We start from the raw sequence: 19577 nt of genomic DNA, 5'->3' as shown, positions 1-19577 counted from the left end.
CGTGAGGCGGCTCGGCCGGAAGGCCGGGCGCGGCCCCCCACGTAACTGGTGCGATGATTCGCTCCATCTACTGGCCTCCCCGATCAGCAGGCGGTTTGCCTACTGATGGGATTAACGTATTCCCGTGCGATTACATTTCCGGTTAGCCCAAACGGCGATTCGTGTAGACAAAATGTGAACTTCCCGTAAACGGGTGCGCACCGGGAAGTTCACCGTCTCAGGAACCGAAGCGACGCTGGCGGCCGGCATAGTCCCGCAGTGCCCGCAGGAAATCAACCTTGCGGAACGCGGGCCAGAGGGCCTCGCAAAAATAGAACTCGCTGTAGGCGCTTTGCCACATGAGGAAACCTGACAAACGCTGTTCACCTGACGTGCGGATTACCAGATCGGGGTCCGGCTGGCCGCGCGTGTAGAGGAAACGCGAGATATCGTCCACTGAAAGCTCATCGGCCAGCTCGGTGATGTCGCGGCCGTGCGCGACGGCGTCGTGCAGCAGTTCCCGCACGGCGTCAACGATCTCGCGCCGTCCGCCGTACCCGACGGCCACATTCACATGGAGCCGCTCGCGGATCGGTGTGCGGGCCGTGAGCTTGTTGAGCCGCTCGGCGAGATAGTCCGGAAGGAGCTCCGGCGCACCCATGGCGTGGACCGAGATATCGGCGTCGTCATCCAAGCGATCAAGGGTGTTGGCGATGATTCCCATAAGCAGTTCGAGTTCTTCGCCGGAACGGTTCATGTTGTCCGTCGATAGCATGTAGAGCGTGACGACTTTGACTCCGAGTTCCTGGCACCAGCCGAGGAATTCGTGGATCTTGTCCGCGCCCGCTTGATGGCCTTCGCTGGTGGGAGCGTTGAATTGCCGCGCCCAGCGGCGGTTGCCATCAACCATGACGCCGATGTGCCGGGGAATCTTCTCTTGTTCGAGCGAACGGAGCAGTTTGCGCTCGTAGAAGCCGTAGAGGAAGCCGGGCCACTCCATCCGGACACTCACCTGACTTCCTTTGAACAGCATGTGAAAAGCGAAACAAACGACGACGGCGGCCAGCCTGGTTGGCAGCCAACCCTTCGGCCAAACAACGATCGGCACCTCCGGACTTCTGCCGTAGGCGCACCACCAAGGCTACCTTCCCAAGGCGGGCAGTCGGCACACCTGAGCAGCGGAAAACGATCGCAAAACGTGCTACTCGGCAGTAACTTATCCGCCCGCGGGTTACGCTTTAACGATGTCGGAGCTGCTCACAACCAAACCAAGGTGGCGCGGCTGGATACATGCTGTGGCCACGCCTTTCGCCGTCGCGGCAGGGATCGTCCTAGTGACGATGGCGCCTACGACGGATCGCAAAATCGCCTCCGCCATCTACGCTATGACGGGTGTACTGCTCTTCGGCGTGTCCGCGGTCTACCACCGCGGCAATTGGGAGCCGAAGACCAGGATGGTCCTCAAACGCCTGGACCACACCAACATCATGCTCGTGATCGCGGGCAGCTACACACCCCTGGCGTGGTCCCTCCTGGAGCGCCCCAAGGCCGTGCTCCTGTTGTGGGTGATCTGGTCCGGAGCACTACTGGGAGTGCTGTTCCGGGTTCTCTGGACCGGCGCTCCACGTTGGCTCTACGTGCCCATCTACGTCGCACTGGGCTGCGGCGCGTTGTTCTACCTGCCGGAGTTCTTCGCCGCGAACGTTCCGGCCGCGATCCTGATCTGTGTGGGCGGGGCCCTCTACATCGCTGGCGCCGTTTTCTACGGGATCAAGAGGCCCAACTTCAGTCCGTTGAACTTCGGCTTCCATGAACTCTTCCACGCCCTCACGGTGCTGGCCTTCGCCGCACATTTCGCCGCAATCATGATTGCCGTGCTGAGCTAGCCTGCGGCCTCCGTCATCGCGTCAAGGCGCTGCACGAGTTCCTCAACGGAGCCAAGCGGCAGGTCACACACCATCCCCCGGCACAAATACACCTGTGGCGAGCCGTCCGCAGCTGCCGTGCGCGACTCAAGCAATGGCACCTCCGGTTCCTTGGCGCGGAACCCGGGCGGCGCGCCGTCGCCGTCGGCTTTTTCGCCAGCCATACCGAGCTGGACCGCGACCACCAGCCCGGGGCTCGGCGAAGCCAACAGAGCGCGATGGAGTTCCAGCTGCTTCCCGCCTGGAGGGCCGGATACGGCGGCCTCTATGGGACCGGCCAAGGCCGCCTGGGCGGTCGCAAGCAGCCATCCCGCCACCCTGGGCGCCCGCCCGGCTATCGGCGGCAGGAGCGAGAGGATGCTGCTTGCCATGGCTCGGTGCTCGTGCGAACCGGAATACGCCGCATAGCTCAGCAACACTCCGGCAAAGGCCGCCGCCCCGCTCGGGGCCGCATTGTCGAAGGGGTCCAGGCCCGCGTGCTGGCCCTGCGCGTTGAATACCTGGGCCGACTCCCCCACAGAGTCCGACAATCTGCCGTCCACCACGAAGCGCGCGCAGGCTCCGCTGATCAGCTCCTCCGCGAACACGTACCAGCTCCGCTGGCCAGTCACGGCGTAGAGAGCCAGGAAGCCTTCGGCACAAAACGCGTAGTCTTCCAGCAGGCCGCTGATCCCTCTCGCAACGCCGTCGTGCGAGACCCTGATCAGCACCCCCGCCCCGGGCTTTGAGGTGCCGGCGTTTGAGGCACTGAGTGTTTCGGGGCCGGCCGCCGGACGCCAATGCACGCGCATGAGGTACTCGGCCACGCTTTCCGCCGCGGTCACCAGTTCCGGCCTGTCCAGGACCGCTCCGGCTTCGGCAAGCGCCGCGATGGCCAGGCCGTTCCAGCCCGCCACGACCTTGTCGTCCCGGGCCGGCTGGGGGCGGGCCGAGCGTGCGGCGCGCAGGGCGGGCCTGACGCGGTTCCACAACAGCGATTCCGCCCCGGACAGCCGGCGCCCGGGATGGAGCGGAGATCCAAGCTCCGAGACCGTCCCGGACGGCCCCACGTTCATGAGCCGGGCCACGGCCGCGCCGTCCCCCGGGCCAAGCACGGCTTCGAGGCTTGCAGGAGTCCACAGGGAGGACGCGCCTTCATGATGAACTCCGTCCACCACGGTATCGGCGTCGAGCGAGGATGCGAGTCCGCCCGGGGTCGCGGGATCGCCCACGCCGAGCGAATCCAGCATCCAGTCCGCCACCCGCAACGCCACACTTGCTGCCTCGCCGGCAGGCAGGACCCAGTCGCCGCTCAGCCGTACCCAGTGGACGTAAGCGCGGAGAAGCTGGGCGTTGTCGTAAAGCATCTTCTCGAAATGCGGCACGGACCAATCCGCGGTCACGGAATACCGGGCGAAGCCGCCGTCGAGCTGGTCGCACAGTGCGGAACCGGCCATGGCGGCGAGAGTGCGGCCCGCCATGTCGCGGGCGGCGTCCGAGGTATCCGACGGCACGGCGGCGTGCCGTATCAGGAACTCAAGAATGGCCGACGGCGGGAACTTGGGAGCGCCGCCGAAGCCACCGTCGTCGGGGTCCTCCGAGCGGGCGAGGTGACGCACAGCTTCGGATAGCAGGCTTCTGTCCAGGCTTTCTGACGGCCGGTCGAGGAACACCGCCGCGGCCAGCTGGGCGTCGGCCATGCCGGCGGCGAGCCGTCGCGCGTTCTGCTCGACGGCGTCACGGCGTTCCAGCCACGCCTCTTGGACCGCTTCAAGCACTTGGCGGAAGGACGGCCTTCCCGGCTGTGGGGTCGGCGGGAAATAGGTGCCTGCATGGAAGGCCAAGCCGTCGGGAGTCAGGAAGACGGACATCGGCCAGCCGCCCTCGCCGCTGATTGCCTGGGTGGCTGCCATGTAGATCGAGTCCACGTCGGGGCGTTCTTCGCGGTCTACCTTGATGGCCACGAAATGGGCGTTCAGATAGTCGGCTATGTCCTCGTCTTCGAACGACTCGTGAGCCATGACGTGGCACCAATGGCACGCGGCATAGCCGATAGAGAGAAAAACGGGTACATCGCGGGCCGCCGCAAAGGCGAAGGCCTCATCGCCGAACGGCCGCCAGTGCACCGGATTGTCCGCATGCTGGCGGAGATAGGCGGACGGCTCCGAACCAAGGGCGTTTGACGCCCCCGGCCATTCCCGGGTGGTGCCCGGGTCAGCGGGCTCCGGAGCCGGCATCGCCGTCGGATTCTTTAACGCCCGGCTTGCCCGGGACGACGCCGCCGGTCCCGGCGCCATCGGTCCCGGTGCCGTCGATTGCAGTGCCGTCAATCTCAGTGCCCTCAGCCTCAGCGCCGTCGGTCTCGCCGACGAGGGCTTCCTCAACCTGGGCGCGGTACCGTACCCGCCGGATCCTGCGCACCATGTCAACGATCAGGAAGGTCGTGAGCACCACGATGAAGGCAGTCAGGACGAAACCCCAGGTGCCCGGGGTCACCTGGTCTTCCGACAAGCCGGGGCGCAGCGACGGGGTCGGGGTAGGCGACGGGGTCGTGGCCAGGGCGATGAGAAAGTGGTGCACGGTTCAAACCTTCTATGGGAGTTTCCAGCCGGTGGCGACTTCTACGCTTGATAGAAATCGCCGGCGATCCTATCTTAGCCCTGCGAACAGGTCCTTTTCCGGCAGTTCAGCCGGGATACGGGAGTCGACCAGCGTGTAGTCCTCCCACGGCCAGGCCCTGCGCTGCATCTCCGGGGATACCGCGAAGAAGAATCCAAGGGGATCAATCTGGGTCCGATGCGCCCTGAGTGCGTCGTCACGGGCCTCGAAGTAGTCACCGCAATCCACTTGCGTAGTGGTCTGGTGCATCGGCCTCGGCGGAGTATGGCCTTCCGCGTCGGCTTCGAGCCAGGAAGCCAGGCGTTCGGCATAAGGCGATTGCAGGCCCGCCTCTTCGAGCGCGAAATGCAAGGCGCGGAAACGGTCGGGGCTGAAGGCGCGATCGTAGTACAGCTTGCTGGGCGCCCAGCTTTCGCCTGTCCCGGAGTAGCGCTCCGGGTCGCCGGCAGCGTGGAAAGCTTCGACGGCGACCTTGTGGGCCATGATGTGGTCCGGATGCGGGTAGCCGCCGTTTTCGTCGTAGCTCACTATGACGTGCGGCTTGAAGTCGCGGACCAAGCGGACCAGCGGTGCCGCCGCCCGCTCAAGGGGCTGAAGCGCAAAGCAGCCGCTAGGCAGGGGTGGCAACGGATCGCCGTCGGGCAGTCCGGAATCCACAAAACCCAACCACCGCTGCTTGATTCCCAGGACCGCGGCAGCTTGTTTCATTTCCAAGCGGCGCGCGCCTGCCATGTCCCGCTTCGGGTGTGGAGCCGACTCCATGGCCGGGTTCTGGATGTCCCCGCGGGAACCGTCAGTGCACGTAGCCACCATGACCTCCACGCCGGAAGCCGCATACATCGCCATGGTTGCCGCGCCCTTGCTTGACTCGTCGTCCGGGTGTGCGTGGACGGTGAGCAGCCGGAGCTGCGTGTCGGGGCTGGTGGATGTGCTCATCCGGTACGGTTCCTCTTTCCAGGTAATGCTGTTCTGGGCTTGCTGACGACTGTGAACTGATCAGGAGTTTCTAACGCGTGCCGCTCCGCTGTGTGCGGGAAGGCGCCGGAAGCCCACTAAACTAGGTGGGTGACTTCGGAAGACCCATCGGGCACGGCGCTGCCGGCAACTACCAGCCTAGCCAATCGCTACGGCAGCCAAAAGCGCGCCTTCGGAGGGAAAACCAAACGGAACATCGTCATCGCCGTCCTTCTCGTGGCCATCGGGCTCTTGTTCTGGGTCACCACGTCTTCCTCGCAGTCGTCTGTGTCTTTCAAGGACATCGGTTACAGCGCCACCGACGCCACCCAGCTGTCGGTCGATTTCCAGGTCACCAAGAACCCTGATGCCACCGCGAAATGCGCGGTCAAGGCCCTGGACTCCAAGTTCGCGGTGGTCGGCTGGAAAGTCGTCGAGATCGGCCCGAACGCCCCCAAAGCAGGGGCCGACGGCGGCCAGACAACCGCCCAAAGGACCATCCTGCGCACCGAGTCCGAGGCCGTGTCCGCAGTCGTGGACAACTGCTGGATTGTAGACGGCAGCAAATAGCAAAGGTGTGACCCGCGACTCAGTGAGCTTGGGTTTGTCCACACCATTGACTACACTGGATCAATACCTTAACCCCGCTGAGTTGGTTGCTGAGTTCCACGAGTGGCCTGCACCGGCGGGGTCTTTGCTTGTCAGATCCATAAGGAGAAGTCCGTGTCGACCACCAACAGCGCGCCTGCAGCTTGGCTTACCCAGGACGCATTTGACCGCCTGAAGGCAGAGCTGGACCACCTTTCCGGCCCTGGCCGTGCGGAGATCGTACAGAAGATCGAAGCCGCCCGTCAGGAGGGCGACCTCAAGGAAAACGGTGGATACCACGCCGCCAAGGAAGAGCAGGGCAAGATCGAGGCCCGCATCCGCCAGCTGACCGCGCTCCTGCGCGATGCCCAGGTGGGCGAAGCTCCGGCCGATGACGGAATCGTCGAGCAGGGCATGGTGGTCGTCGCCCGCATTGCCGGTGACGAAGAGACCTTCCTGCTCGGATCCCGTGAAATCGCCGGCGATTCCGATCTCAACGTCTTCAGTGAGAAGTCCCCGCTCGGCGTGGCGATCATGGGCCACAAGGAAGGCGACAAAATCAGCTACGTCGCCCCCAACGGCAAGGAAATTCCGGTGGAGATCGTTTCCGCCAAGCCGTTCGCCGGCTGATAGTTCCGCGAAACAACGACGGCGGCCCACCCCTTCGCGGGGCGGGCCGCCGTCGTCGTTTCCCCCCCAAGTAGCTCGCAGTTGTTGTCGTTTTGAGGCCTCTTAACGACAACAACTGCGAGTCAGTTGGGCAGGGCCACGGCGCGGGGACGCGGGCGCAGCAGCACTGCGGCCGCCACTCCCCCGACGGCCCCGCCAAGATGCGCTTGCCAGGAAACGAAACCCATCACGGTGGGCAGCACGCCGAACAAGATGCTGCCATACGCCAGGAAAAGCACCACGGACAGCAGGATTTGCCACCAGCTGCGGTTGAAGAACCCGCGCACCAACAGGAAAGCAAACAGTCCGAAGACCAGGCCCGAAGCGCCCACTGTCACGCCTCCCCCGCCGATGAGCCACACCGCAAGGCCTGAGCCTAGCCAGCTAAACGCCAGAGCCGTCAGGAACACCCGGAGACCGGACAGGAACACCAGGAATCCGAAGATGACCAACGGCAGCGCATTGGACAGAAGGTGGCCGAAATTGGCATGGAGCAAGGGGAACGTCAGGATGTCGAAAACCCCGTCCGCGCTCCGCGGCCGCAGCCCGAAGATGGCGTTGAGGCTGTGCGACATCAAGGTGTTGACCAGTTCGATCACAGCCAACAGCACAACGAAGCCACCCATGAACAGCAATCCGCCCCTGGCACGGATGGCCAGTGAATCCTTGGCCGGTACCCGCCCGTCCCTGTTGTCGTAAAGCGCCATGGCCAGCAGCCCGTCAGTGCACCACGATCGGGTGGAAGCCCTCGGCGCGAAGGGCTGCGAGGACCTGCTCACTGTGCTCGTGGCCTTTGGTTTCCAGGTTGACGGTGATGGAGACGTCGCCCATGCTGATCGCGCCGCCCACGCGGGTGTGATCCAGGCCGGTCACATTGGCATCGTTTTCGGCGATGATGCGGGCGATGGTGGCCAAGGAACCGGGCCGGTCGTCCAGCATCATGCGCACGGTCATGTAGCGTCCGGCTGCTGAGAGGCCGCGCTGGATCACCTTGAGCATCAGCATGGGGTCGATGTTTCCGCCCGACAGGATGACGGCGGTGGTCCCCGGGTTTTCGATCTTGCCGTCCATGAGGGCGGCGACGCCGACAGCACCGGCCGGCTCGACCACCATCTTGGCGCGCTCCAGCAGGAAGATGAGCGCCCGGGCCAAGGAGTCTTCGCTCACAGTCACGACGTCGTCCACGAGTTCGCGGATGATGCTGAACGGCAGCTGGCCGGGGCGACCGACGGCGATGCCGTCCGCCATGGTGGAAACCTTCTTGAGCGGCACCAAGGCATCAGCGGCGAGCGACGGCGGGTAGGCGGCCGCGTTCTCGGCCTGCACGCCGATGATCCGGATCTCGCGTCCCAGCTCCCTGGCCCTCGCTTTGACGGCCACTGCGACGCCGGCGAGCAGGCCGCCGCCGCCAACTCCCATGAGGATGGTGTCGACGTTGGGGACCTGATCCAGGATTTCGAGCCCGACGGTGCCCTGGCCCGCCACGACGTCGACGTTGTCGAAGGGGTGGACAAAGACGGCGCCTGTTTCGTCCGCGTAGCGCTGGGCTTCGGCCAGGGCCTCATCGACGTTGTGTCCATGCAGGACAACTTCGGCGCCGTGGCTGCGGGTCGCAGCAAGCTTCGGAAGCGCTACACCGAGGGGCATGTAGATGCGCGCCTTGATTCCCAGGCTTTTCGCCGCCACCGCAACGCCTTGTGCATGGTTGCCTGCCGAAGCCGCGACCACGCCGCGCTTCTTTTCCTCGGGAGACAGGCGCGCCATGCGCACGTACGCACCACGGACCTTGAAGGATCCTGCCCGCTGGAGGTTCTCGCATTTGAAGAAGACCTCTCCGCCTACCATCGCTCCGAGAGCCCGCGAGGACTCGATGGGGGTCTTGGTAATAATGCCCTCGAGCAGCTCCCGCGCCTTAAGGACATCGTCCAGGGTGACGGGCAGGGTATCGAGGGTATTCACGGGTTAGTCTCCTTTGTTGGTGTGCTCTGCGGCATCCTTGGGGAATGTCCGTTCCGCAGCCGCGTGCTGACCTGCGGCGCCTTCGCCGCTATTGGACCGTGCGCCCGCGTCGGCGCCGGGACGGTGGATTTCCTTGATGGTGGGTTCCTCATCGGAGTCCGGTGGTGCAATCCCTGCGCCGGCGTACGCCGTCATCAGTCCTTCATCATGTTCCCACGTCCGCGCGGCAATATAGCGAACCGCCGTATTTGCTACGGCGAGGAGCGGAACGGCGAAGAGCGCTCCCGGAATTCCGGCCAGGTAGGAACCGGCTGCCACGGACAAGATCACGGCGACAGGGTGCAACGATACTGCCTTGCCCATGATGAGCGGCTGGAGGATATGGCTTTCGAGCTGTTGCACGAACAGCACGATGGCCAACATGACGAGCGCGTTGACGGGACCATTGGCCACCAAAGCCAGGAGCACGGCGATGGCTCCCGTCACGAGGGCACCGACCACCGGGATAAATGAACCGATGAACACCAGGACCCCCAGCGGCAGTGCGAGGGGAACCTGGATAATCGCTGCGCCGACGCCGATCCCCACAGCGTCCACGAACGCCACAAACATTTGGATGCGCACGTAGCTGACCATGGACGACCAACCGCGCCGGCCGGCGCCGTCGGCGGCGGCGCGCGCAGTCCTGGGCAGGAGCCCGACAATGAACCGCCAGATCCTCGATCCCTCCAGAAGGAAGAAAATCAGGATGAAGAGGGCCAGGACCATGCCCGCCGCAAAATGCCCGGCCGTGCTGCCGAACGACAGGGCACCGCTGAGGATGCTGCTGCTGTTGTTCTGCAGGGCCGAGGCGGCGCTCTGGATGTAGGTGTCGATCTGGTCCGCGGTCAGATGCAGCGGCCCTTCGGCCAGCCACGCCTGGATTTGCTGGATGCCCGTAAGCGCTTCCTGCCAAAGCTCGCCGAATCCCACTGCGAGCTGCCGGCCGACCAACGCCAGTGCTCCCGCAATGACCCCGAGGAACCCCAACACCGTGATGGCAACGGCAGCCCCATGCGGCATCTTGAGCTTCCTAAGCCACCGCGTGACCGGGTAGAGCAAGCCGGCAAGAAGGGAGGCGACCATGAGCGGGATGATCAGGAAGCTGACCTTCCCCAACAGCCAAATAAGGGCTCCAACTACCACCAAGATGAGGCCCACCCGCCAGGCCCAGGCGGCAGCGATCCGCACTCCATACGGGATGTCCTGCGCAATGTGATGCTCTGACACCGGCCTGGGCACGGCCGAAACGGGGTCACTTGATGGCGTGGCGTCCTGTGCTGGCGTCATTCCCCCATAATTCCGCAGGGAGTGCCGGATGGGAAACCCATCTACAGCATGCCCACAATTCCCCACCTCATGGTGAAGGTCTCGCCTGGTTCAAGCCACCGGAGCCCCTCCCCCGAGTTGAAGGCGTTGGCGGGACCGGTCATGGGCTCGATCGCAACTGCTTTCGAGCGGCCAGGAAAGGTATCCGTGACGAAGACATGGACGTAGGCGCAGTTTTCGTCCTGCTCCAAGGAGACACTCCGGCCATCCGGCGCCGACAGCGTTTGGCGGGCGATGCCGCCGTCGAACTCCAGATCCGTGAATGCCACATCGACATCCAGGCCGCCCACGCTCCGGCCGCCGCCAAAATCAAAATCGCCCTCGACAGGCACCGAACTACGCGGGATCAGCCGCTCGTCGGCCACGAGCCGTGTGCCGGCGTGGACAGTCAGGACCATCTCTTCCGGCGGAACGTCCCCAACGCGCAAATACGGGTGTGCCCCGAGTACGAAGGGCGCGGGTGCCGCCGAATCATTGATGAAACTCTGGGAGACCCGCAGTGCGAGCCCGGCGTCGATCTCGTAGCGGACCTGGTGCCGGGCAAGGAAGGGGTAGCCATGCTGCGGGAAGATCACGGCTTCGAGGGTCACGGAGAATTCGTCCTCCGCCACGAGGGCGTAGGAGGAGTTGCGCAGGAGCCCGTGGCTCGCGTTGTTGCGGGACACCTCCGTGATGTCCAGTTGCTGCTTCTTTCCGTCGAGGTACCAGATCCCGTCTTCGATCCGGTTGGCCCACGGAGCCAGGGTAATTCCGGTAGCACCGGGCGGTAGTTGCCCGTCCCCGTAGCTCTCGGTGAGCTGGACGCCGTCGCGGCTGAACAACCGCAAGCCCGCGGCGAGCTCAGTCACGACGGCGAGCGCGTCACCGCGGCGGATCTCGAATTGGCGTCCGCTGGCAAAGCGGCGGGATACGGTCTCTTCGCCCGGCGCGGAAATCGGTGTTGTGGGAGGCATGGCACCACCGTACTGCATGCCGCGCCTTGCTTGACCCCACTCTTAATGTTCTTTTTTGTTAGATATTTTGCCTTTTTGAGCACTCTGTGGCACCATGAATCCATGACTCGCCTTACCAGCACACGCCTCGCCGATGGCCGGGAGCTGATCTATTTCGACGACGCCGGCTCGCCGGAGCGCGATCCCGGCTCGCTGACGGATCACCGTGAGCTGCCGCCGCGAGCTGATCCGGGCGAGCTGCGCTACGACGCGCTGAGCGGCGAATGGGTCGCCGTCGCGGCACACCGCCAAAGCCGCACCCATCTTCCGCCCGCGGACCAATGTCCGATCTGCCCCACCACTCCCGCGAACCCTTCGGAAATTCCCGCGCCGGACTACGACGTCGTGGTTTTCGAGAACCGCTTCCCCTCACTGGGCCCGGCGGTCGGCACGATTCCAGGCACCCCTGCATGGGGAACGGCAGGCCCCGCCTACGGCCGCTGCGAAGTTGTCTCGTTCACCCCCAGCCACACCGGATCCTTTGCCGAGCTTGGCGAAACCAGGGCGCGCACTGTCATTGAGGCCTGGGCGCACAGGACCGAAGCGCTCAGCGCGCTCCCTGGAATCCAGCAGGTGTTTCCGTTCGAAAACCGGGGCGCGGACATCGGGGTAACGCTCCACCACCCACACGGACAGATCTATGCCTACCCCTACGTCACGCCGCGGGCGGCAAGCCTTGGCGCCGCTGCCAGCCGGCACTTCGACAACTCCAAGGGCCGGGAATCGCTGACGTCCTCGATCCTCAAGGCCGAACGGCGGGACGGGAGCCGCATGCTGCTCGAAGGCGAGCACTTCAGCGCTTACGTGCCGTTCGCCGCCCGCTGGCCGCTGGAGGTGCACCTCGTCCCCCATCGGCAAGTTCCAGACCTCGCCGCCTTGAGCGGCGAAGAACGCGACGAATTGGCCCACGTCTACCTTGAGTTGCTCAAGCGCATGGATGCCCTGTATCCGACTCCCACGCCGTACATTTCCGCATGGCACCAGGCACCCCTCAATGCTGCCTTGAGACCGTCCGGCCACCTGCACCTGCAACTCACCTCCCCACGCCGTGCCGCCGACAAGCTCAAGTACCTTGCCGGTTCCGAGGCCGCCATGGGAGCCTTCGTCAACGACACCACGCCCGAGTCCGTGGCAGAACGGCTGCGCGCCGTCGCCAGCGATTCGCAGCGCGCTATTCCGGAAGGGGCCCCAGCATGACCTCCACTCCCGACGCCCCGGCCTTGGGTGCCCTGTCCGGGCTTTTCGAGTCGACTTTCGGTTCAGCCCCCGACGGCGTGTGGCAAGCACCGGGACGAGTGAACCTGATCGGCGAACACACCGATTACAACGAGGGCTTCGTGTTGCCTTTCGCCATCGACAAGACGGCGAAGGTTGCAGTCCGGATCCGCCGTGATTCACGTGTCCGGCTGCTGTCCACTTTCGGCGGGCAGGGCCTGGTCGAAGCCGACGTCGACATGTTGGTCCCGGAAGCAGCCAAGGGCTGGACGAAGTATCCGCTCGGCGTGGCCTGGGCCTTGCAACAGCGCGGCATCCTTGTCCCGGGCTTCGACCTCCTCATGGATTCGGATGTCCCCCTTGGCGCGGGGCTGTCCTCGTCGCACGCCATCGAATGCGCCGTCATCTCGGCCCTCAACGAGCTGACCGGCGCGGGACTGGGCGCCGAAGACATGGTCCTCGCAACGCAGAGGGCCGAAAACGACTTCGTGGGCGCCCCCACCGGAATCATGGACCAGTCGGCGTCGCTTCGCGGGTCAAAGGGCCATGCGGTCTTCCTGGACTGCCGCGACCAGAGCGTCCAACTGGTCCCCTTCGACGCCCAGGAAGCCGGGCTCGTGCTGCTGGTCATCGATACCAAGGTCTCCCATTCGCATGCGGACGGCGGCTATGCCTCCCGTCGGGCTTCCTGCGAATTGGGCGCCCAGGTACTGGGGGTCCCGGCGCTCCGCGACGTTGGCATCGGCGATCTGGAGGAAGCCAGCGGCCTTCTGGACAGCACCACCTTCCGGCGGGTGCGGCACATCGTCACGGAGAACGACCGCGTGTTGCAGACCGTGGAACGACTCACCACGGACGGACCCGCCCATATCGGCAGGCTCCTGGATGCGAGCCATGCGTCCATGCGCGATGACTTCGAGATCTCGTGCCCGGAACTGGATCTGGCGGTGGAAACCTCCCGTGCCCACGGCGCGATCGGTGCCCGGATGACAGGAGGCGGTTTCGGCGGCTCAGCTATCGCCCTCACCCCGGTGGGCCATGAGCAGGAGGTGCGTGACGCCGTCGTACGCGCGTTCGCGGCCGCAGGTTTCACGACGCCGGACATCTTCACCGTGACTCCGGCCGCCGGGGCCACACGCCTCGCCTGACGTCGGTGCATCCGCCGCCTTTCGGCGAGCGGGCCCCGGCGTAAGCTGGGGGCATGACTGAGGCTGTCATCGTTTCCACCGCCAGAAGCCCGATTGGACGGGCCTTCAAAGGGTCCCTTAAGGACGAACGTCCTGACGACCTCGCGGCGGCGATGGTGACTGCTGCGTTGGCGAAGATTCCGGCTTTTGATCCAGGAGCACTGGACGGCCGCGGCCTCGATGACCTCTACCTTGGCTGCGCCGAGCCGAGCGGCGAGGCGGGTTCGAACATGGCCCGGGTGGTGACCGTCTTGGCCGGCCTGGACACGGTCCCCGCGGCCACGATCAACCGCTTCTGCGCCTCGAGCCTGCAGACCCTGCGGATGGCCTTCCATGCGATCAGTTCCGGGGAAGGCCATGCCTTCGTCTCAGCAGGGGTCGAATCGGTGTCCCGTTACCAGAACTGGCTCGGTGCCGGGGAAACGGACACCAGCCTTCATAACCCCCTGTTTGAGGCGGCGCGTGCCCGCACGGCGGCCCGGGCTGCGTCCAACACGCCGTGGACTGATCCCCGCATGGGTGGACGGATGCCGGACGTCTACATCGCGATGGGGCAGACCGCCGAGAACGTGGCCACGAGCCACGGAATCAGCCGGGCGGAACAGGACCTGTGGGCGGTCCAGAGCCAGAACCGCGCCGAGGCGGCGATTACCTCCGGCTTCTATGCCCGGGAGATCACGCCGTACACCCGCAAGGACGGCACCGTGGTCGAGCGCGACGATTCACCCCGCGCCGGCGTCACGCTTGAAGCCGTCAGCTCCTTGGAGCCGGTCTTCCGCAAGGAAGGGACCGTGACTGCGGGGAATGCATGCCCGCTCAACGATGGCGCCGCCGCCGTGGTGGTCATGAGCGATGTCAGGGCCCGGGAGCTTGGCCTCGAGCCGCTGGCCCGCATTGTCTCGACCGGAGTCAGTGCCCTTTCCCCGGAGCTCATGGGGATGGGACCCGTGGAGTCCTCGCGACGGGCCTTGGCCTTGGCGGGGCTGAGCATGGCAGACATTGACCTCGTGGAGCTCAACGAAGCCTTCGCTGTCCAGGTGGTGGCGAGCGCCCGCGAACTGGGCATCGATCCGGAGAAGCTCAACGTCCATGGCGGCGCCATCGCCCTTGGCCATCCCTTTGGCATGACAGGCGCCCGCATGACCACCACCTTGCTCAATGGCCTCCGCGAACGGGATGGCACCTTGGGACTGGCGACGCTGTGCGTCGGTGGCGGGCAAGGCATGGCGGTGGTCTTCGAGCGGCTGTCGTAAGCCGCTCGAAGACCTCCCCGCGCTAGTTAGTCGTCGCCGCGCAGGATCGCCAGCAGGCGGATGATCTCCACGTAAAGCCACACAAGCGTGACGGTCAGGCCGAAAGCAGCTGTCCAGGAGTATTTCTCCGGAGCACCCTGCCGGACACCCTGCTCGATGCTCGTGAAGTCCATGACCAGGGAGAACGCGGCCAGGCCGATCGCCAGGATACCGATGAAAACGCCCAGCGGGATGCCGAAGATGTGCACGCTGCTGCTCAGGCCGAACGGCGACTGGACGGCGCCGGTCCACACCAGGACCATGTTGATGACTGCGAAGACGAGGTAGCCGAGCATGGCGATCATGAAGAAGCGCACTGCCTTGGGGGTGGCACGCACCTTGCCGCTCTTGAAGAGAGCCAACGTCACGCCGAACACCGCGAGGGTACCGATGACTGCCTGCAGGCCAACGCCCGGGAACATACCATCCAGGAGGCGGGTCAGGCCTCCGAGGAACAAACCCTCAAGGCCGGCGTACGTCAGGATCAGTGCCGGGGACGGCTGCTTCTTGAAGGAGTTGACCATGCCTAGGGCGAAGCCGCCCAACGCGCCGACAATCATGAGGAGACTTGCCGTGCCGGGAGCCACGAACAACGTGACGGCTGCGCCAAGCAACAGCACCGCAAGGCAGGCCGCCGTCTTGACGATGACGTCGTCGAAAGTCATACGGCCGGTCTCGGCCGGACCGGCTGCGGGCTGGTTGTACATCTGCTGCAGCTGATCGCTGGTCATCTGCGGCTGTGCCGCCCAGGCGGGCTGGCCGTACTGGGGCTGGCCGTACTGGTTCTGGCCGTACTGGTTCTGTCCGTGGGAGTAGCTGGGAACAGGCGGAGCCTGTGTGGCTCCACGGAAATTCTTTCCGTTGAAGATCGGGTTGCCGCCGAGTGCCATGGTGGGTGTCCTTCTTGCCGTGGGTGCGAAGTGATAGTTCACGCTACCAATTCCCACGCTTAGTCCGCACCGAAAGTTCCACCGCCGCTGATGCCGGCACCCTGTTTGTTGTGAGGGTGCCGGCACATGCGGCTATCCGACGCCGAGGTACGCTTCCTTGACCGCCGGGTTGGCGAGCAGTTCCTTGCCGGTTCCCCTGTGCGTAATTGACCCGGTTTCCAGGACAAAAGCACGGTGAGCACGGGCGAGGGCCTGGTTGGCGTTTTGCTCCACCAGAAGCACCGTGGTGCCTTGGTTATTGATCTCGGTGACAATCTTGAAGATCTGGCGGATGAACTGCGGAGCAAGCCCCATGGAAGGTTCATCCAGGAGCAACAGCTTGGGGTTGGACATCAGCGCCCGGCCAATCGCGAGCATCTGTTGTTCGCCACCGCTCATGGTGCCGCCAAACTGCTTGACGCGCTCCTTCAACCGTGGAAACAAGTCGAAGACTCGCTCCAAATCGTCTGCCACCTTGGTCCGGTCCTTGCGGCCGTAGGAACCCATGTCAAGGTTCTCCTCCACCGTCATGCCAGGGAAGATTCCGCGTCCCTCAGGGGCCTGCGAAATACCTTGGACGACGCGGATGTGCGCTTTCATCTTGGTGATGTCCTGGCCCGCGAAAGTGATGGAGCCAGCCGAGGGAGTCAGCAATCCGGAGATGGTCCTCATGGTGGTGGTTTTGCCGGCACCATTGGCGCCGATGAGCGAGACAATTTCGCCCTCATCCACGCTGAATGACATGTCCGAAATGGCTTGGATCCGGCCGTAGTGGACGGAAACGTTCTTCAGCTCAAGCAAGGTCATCTTCAGGCTCCCCGAGATAGGCGGAAATAACTTTCGGGTCGTCGCGGATAATCTTGGGCAACGCATCCGCGATCTTTTTCCCGAACTCCAGGACCACGATCCGGTCGGTCACCCCCATGACCAGCTTCATGTCGTGCTCAATGAGCAGGACCGTGTAGCCGTCGTCACGGATGGTCCGGATCAAGGCCATGAGGTCTTCTTTTTCCGCGGGATTGAACCCGGCCGCAGGCTCATCCAGGCACAGGACCTTGGGGTCTGTGGCGAGTGCCCGCGCGATTTCCAGGCGACGCTGGTACCCATAAGGAAGGTGCCGCGACAAGAAATGGGCATGATCAGCGATGCCGACGAACTCAAGCAATGCCATGCCGCGTTCAATGGCGGTTTTCTCTTCCCGGACATGGGTGGGCAGACGCAGGAGTGCCCCGCCGACACTCGTGCGGTGGCGTGCATCGAGACCAACAACCACGTTTTCCAAAGCTGTCATCTCACCAAAAAGGCGGATGTTCTGGAAGGTCCTGGCCAAGCCTCGCCTGGTGATCCGGTGCTGCGGCAGTCCGTTGAGCAATTGGCCTTCCAGTAAGACCTTTCCGGACGTCGGCTTGTACACGCCTGTCATGGCGTTGAAACACGTGGTTTTACCGGCACCGTTAGGACCGATCAAGCCGAGGATTTCGCCTCGGTTGATATCGAAAGTGACATTGTCCAAGGCCGTCAGGCCACCGAACTTAATCGTCAGGTCTTGGACCTGGACCAAGGCTTCGCCCACCTTGGTGACAATGTCCCTCTCAGGGGCCACCTTCACGGCGACCTCAAGGTCCACACCTTGTTCCTTGAGTGCTTCCACATCAATGTCCGGTTCAATTGCTTCACTCATTGTCAGCCCCCTTTCCCGGTTCCAAAACGACTTTGCCCGAAGCAGGGATGTCGCCTACGGCGCCCTTGAGCTTGTTGTAAGCCAAGCGTCCGTAGGCGAGGAGGCTCTGGCGTGCCGGCAGGAGGCCGCCGGGGCGGAAAATCATGATGACCACCAGCGCTGCACCAAAGATCAAATACTTGAACTCCGCAATCGCAGTAAAGCGGAGCGGAATATATGCCACCAACGCACCGCCAAGAATCGCACCGACCTTGTTCCCCGTGCCCCCCATGACAACAGCAGCGACGAACAGGATTGAGGTGGCGATGTCGAATTTCTGGTTGTTCACAAAACCCACCTGGCCCGCGAACAAAGCGCCCGAGAGTCCGCCCACGGAAGCACCAATCGCGAAGGCCCACACCTTGTACTTGAACGTCGGGACGCCCATGATTTCCGCGGCGTCTTCATCTTCACGGATGGCAATCCACGCGCGTCCCACGCGGCTGCGCTCCAGGTTTCCGGCGGCCAAGAGCACCAGAATGATGATGGTCAGCGTCAACCAATACCACGGAGTTCCGCTCGAGTTCAGGAAGATCGGTTGGCCGCTTGAATCCGTTCCCGGGGGGTGGCCGACATTCTGGAAACCAACCTGGCCCTTCATCGCCGGGATGATAGTGGCCAAAATGCGCACGATCTCGCCGAAGCCGAGCGTGACGATAGCCAGATAGTCGCCGCGGAGGCGAAGAGTAGGCACACCCAGGACCACGCCAAAGAACATGGCGACCGCCATCGCCAGCGGAAGCGTCCACAAGTAGGGAATGTGCACATAGGGAGAATCCGGGCTGGTAAACATTGCTGCCGTGTAGGAACCCAGGGCAAAGAATGCCACGTAGCCCAAGTCAAGGAGGCCCGCATAGCCGACAACTACGTTCAAGCCCACAGCCACCAAGGCATAGACGGACATTTGCGCGAGTGCAATTTGCCAATTGTTGCCCGGTTCCGTCGTGATCAGCGGCGGATTGAGGATGGGAAGCAAGTACGCAATGACCACCACGACGATCAGGATCAGCCATTGGGTTTGGCGCGGGAGAGCGTTCCATTTGTCGCTCAGTCCCGGGAACCAGCCTTTGCGCTGCCGCATCTTGGCTTCGCGGTCGGCAATCTCCTGTGCTGAAGCATCATCGGGAATAAGCGTGGGGCCGTCTGTTGTGCTCATGCCTTACTCTTTCCTAGCGAGCTACCCAAGACACCTTCGGGTCGCACAATCAATACCAACACCAGGACCACGAACGCGACAACGTCCGTCCATTGGGAACTACCCAGGAGCACCTGGCCGTAGTTGCCAATCAAACCGATCAGCAGGCCGCCCAGCAAAGCACCGCGCACATTGCCGATGCCTCCGAGGACAGCGGCCGCGAAGGCTTTGACGCCGAGGATGAATCCGCCGTTGTATTGCACGCCGGACGGGATCTTCATGACGTAGAACAAGGCGGCTGCTCCGGCCAGGATCCCGCCGATGATAAAGGTGGTCACGATGATCTTTTCCTTGTTGACACCCATCAAGGTTGCGGTGTCAGGGTCCTGCGCCACGGCACGGATGCCTCGGCCGGTGCGGGACCGCCTAATGAACTGATCAGTGGCGATCATGAGGATAATCGCAGCGACGACAATAACCACCTGCTGCGAATCGACGATTGTCCCGAAGACGTCGAAAATTGCGAGCGGCCGGAACATCGTCAGCGCAGCCTCCGGGCTCGGTCCGCGCCACCAGTAGATGGTGTACTGAATGGCGAAGGAAACACCGATGGCCGTAATCAAGAATGCCAGGCGGGGCGCCTTGCGCTGTCGCAAGGGTTTATACGCCACGCGTTCCACGATCACTGCCATCAAGGCTGAGGCGATAATGGCGACGACGAGGGCGAGGACAAGGTTTCCCACGATGGCCCAAAAACCCAGCCTCGGAGCAGAGGGGCCGAAATTCAGGGCGCTGAGGGTAAAGAACACTCCGTAACAGCCCGTGATGAACACTTCGGAGTGGGCAAAGTTGATGAGGTTGAGAACGCCGTAGACGAGGGTGTAACCGAGGGCAACCAACGCATAAATTGCCCCGAAGGTCAACCCGTCAAAGGTTGAACTCCAGAAGTTTTGGGTGAACGAGTTTACGTCGAAGGTGATCCACGTGTCGTCCACGGGAACCGAGTGGAGCAGGTTGGGAATTACTTCACTGATCATGGCACTTCCTGATGTAATCAAAAGAAATGC

Annotated in this window: 19 protein-coding genes; 6 read left to right on the top strand and 13 right to left on the bottom strand. The window is 63.6% G+C overall.

The window, feature by feature from the left end; translation table 11 throughout:
* Positions 1–217 precede the first annotated feature (217 nt).
* Positions 218–979 (bottom strand): isoprenyl transferase, encoded by a 762-nt coding sequence (locus tag AB4074_RS03970; protein ID WP_437773976.1) that lies wholly within the window; start codon positions 977–979, stop codon positions 218–220.
* 244 nt (positions 980–1223) lie between these two features.
* Here AB4074_RS03970 and trhA point away from each other — a divergent pair, with 244 nt between their 5' ends.
* The gene (trhA, locus tag AB4074_RS03965; protein WP_441412201.1) at positions 1224–1865 is read left to right on the top strand and encodes a PAQR family membrane homeostasis protein TrhA; all 642 of its coding nucleotides are present in this window, start codon (positions 1224–1226) and stop codon (positions 1863–1865) included.
* On the opposite strand, the gene AB4074_RS03960 is transcribed toward trhA, so the two are convergent.
* From AB4074_RS03960 to mca, 3 genes are all read right to left on the bottom strand, one after another.
* Complete coding sequence (locus tag AB4074_RS03960; RefSeq protein WP_441412200.1) at positions 1862–4120, bottom strand: thioredoxin domain-containing protein; 2259 nt, start codon at positions 4118–4120, stop codon at positions 1862–1864. The two genes, trhA and AB4074_RS03960, sit on opposite strands and share 4 nt — an antisense overlap.
* On the bottom strand, positions 4098–4463 hold the full coding sequence (locus AB4074_RS03955; RefSeq protein WP_441412199.1) for a hypothetical protein: 366 nt from the start codon (positions 4461–4463) through the stop codon (positions 4098–4100). The genes AB4074_RS03960 and AB4074_RS03955 overlap by 23 nt, the downstream gene beginning before the upstream one ends.
* A gap of 69 nt (positions 4464–4532) precedes the next feature.
* Positions 4533–5438, bottom strand: a complete 906-nt coding sequence (gene mca / locus AB4074_RS03950; RefSeq protein ID WP_441412198.1) for a mycothiol conjugate amidase Mca — start codon at positions 5436–5438, stop codon at positions 4533–4535.
* Between the two features lie 129 nt (positions 5439–5567).
* Between mca and AB4074_RS03945 the strand changes: the two genes are divergently transcribed.
* Both AB4074_RS03945 and greA read left to right on the top strand, forming a co-directional pair.
* Positions 5568–6026 carry a DUF4307 domain-containing protein gene (locus tag AB4074_RS03945; protein WP_441412197.1) on the top strand — a complete coding sequence of 153 codons (459 nt, stop codon included), beginning with the start codon at positions 5568–5570 and terminating at the stop codon, positions 6024–6026.
* A 153-nt stretch (positions 6027–6179) separates the two neighbouring features.
* The gene (gene greA / locus AB4074_RS03940) at positions 6180–6674 is read left to right on the top strand and encodes a transcription elongation factor GreA (protein ID WP_437772887.1); all 495 of its coding nucleotides are present in this window, start codon (positions 6180–6182) and stop codon (positions 6672–6674) included.
* A gap of 122 nt (positions 6675–6796) precedes the next feature.
* Here greA and AB4074_RS03935 read toward each other — a convergent pair whose 3' ends face one another.
* Genes AB4074_RS03935 through AB4074_RS03920 form a run of 4 tightly spaced genes read right to left on the bottom strand, consistent with a single transcriptional unit; the run spans position 6797 to position 10993 of the window.
* Entirely contained in the window at positions 6797–7420 is a 624-nt protein-coding gene (locus AB4074_RS03935; protein WP_441412196.1) for a rhomboid family intramembrane serine protease, read from the bottom strand.
* A gap of 13 nt (positions 7421–7433) precedes the next feature.
* Entirely contained in the window at positions 7434–8672 is a 1239-nt protein-coding gene (gene ilvA / locus AB4074_RS03930; protein ID WP_234751316.1) for a threonine ammonia-lyase, read from the bottom strand.
* 3 nt (positions 8673–8675) lie between these two features.
* Complete coding sequence (locus AB4074_RS03925; RefSeq protein ID WP_441412195.1) at positions 8676–10001, bottom strand: AI-2E family transporter; 1326 nt, start codon at positions 9999–10001, stop codon at positions 8676–8678.
* A 41-nt stretch (positions 10002–10042) separates the two neighbouring features.
* Complete coding sequence (locus tag AB4074_RS03920) at positions 10043–10993, bottom strand: aldose 1-epimerase family protein (protein ID WP_441412194.1); 951 nt, start codon at positions 10991–10993, stop codon at positions 10043–10045.
* 102 nt (positions 10994–11095) lie between these two features.
* On the opposite strand from AB4074_RS03920, the gene galT reads away from it, so the two are divergent.
* The 3 genes from galT to AB4074_RS03905 are packed head-to-tail and all read left to right on the top strand — an operon-like array spanning position 11096 to position 14687.
* Positions 11096–12229, top strand: a complete 1134-nt coding sequence (galT, locus tag AB4074_RS03915; protein ID WP_441412193.1) for a galactose-1-phosphate uridylyltransferase — start codon at positions 11096–11098, stop codon at positions 12227–12229.
* Complete coding sequence (galK, locus tag AB4074_RS03910; RefSeq protein ID WP_441412192.1) at positions 12226–13395, top strand: galactokinase; 1170 nt, start codon at positions 12226–12228, stop codon at positions 13393–13395. The genes galT and galK overlap by 4 nt, the downstream gene beginning before the upstream one ends.
* Before the next feature lie 53 nt (positions 13396–13448).
* On the top strand, positions 13449–14687 hold the full coding sequence (locus AB4074_RS03905; protein WP_441412191.1) for an acetyl-CoA C-acetyltransferase: 1239 nt from the start codon (positions 13449–13451) through the stop codon (positions 14685–14687).
* Between the two features lie 26 nt (positions 14688–14713).
* Here the strand turns inward: AB4074_RS03905 and AB4074_RS03900 are convergent, their stop codons facing one another.
* The 5 genes from AB4074_RS03900 to AB4074_RS03880 all read right to left on the bottom strand — a co-directional run bounded on the left by AB4074_RS03900 (position 14714) and on the right by AB4074_RS03880 (position 19547).
* Positions 14714–15616 (bottom strand): Bax inhibitor-1/YccA family membrane protein, encoded by a 903-nt coding sequence (locus AB4074_RS03900; RefSeq protein WP_441412190.1) that lies wholly within the window; start codon positions 15614–15616, stop codon positions 14714–14716.
* Between the two features lie 132 nt (positions 15617–15748).
* Entirely contained in the window at positions 15749–16462 is a 714-nt protein-coding gene (locus tag AB4074_RS03895) for an ABC transporter ATP-binding protein (protein ID WP_441412189.1), read from the bottom strand.
* A complete protein-coding gene (locus AB4074_RS03890) occupies positions 16449–17336 on the bottom strand; it encodes an ABC transporter ATP-binding protein (protein WP_441412188.1) in 888 nt (295 codons plus the stop codon). The genes AB4074_RS03895 and AB4074_RS03890 overlap by 14 nt, the downstream gene beginning before the upstream one ends.
* The gene (locus AB4074_RS03885; RefSeq protein ID WP_441412187.1) at positions 17329–18531 is read right to left on the bottom strand and encodes a branched-chain amino acid ABC transporter permease; all 1203 of its coding nucleotides are present in this window, start codon (positions 18529–18531) and stop codon (positions 17329–17331) included. The genes AB4074_RS03890 and AB4074_RS03885 overlap by 8 nt, the downstream gene beginning before the upstream one ends.
* Positions 18528–19547, bottom strand: coding sequence for a branched-chain amino acid ABC transporter permease (locus tag AB4074_RS03880; protein WP_234751305.1), 1020 nt, complete (start codon positions 19545–19547; stop codon positions 18528–18530). The genes AB4074_RS03885 and AB4074_RS03880 overlap by 4 nt, the downstream gene beginning before the upstream one ends.
* Positions 19548–19577: the final 30 nt, after the last annotated feature.

Source organism: Arthrobacter sp. 2MCAF14 (assembly GCF_052115645.1).
Lineage (GTDB): Bacteria > Actinomycetota > Actinomycetes > Actinomycetales > Micrococcaceae > Arthrobacter.
This window is presented reverse-complemented; position numbering and strand designations above follow the sequence as displayed.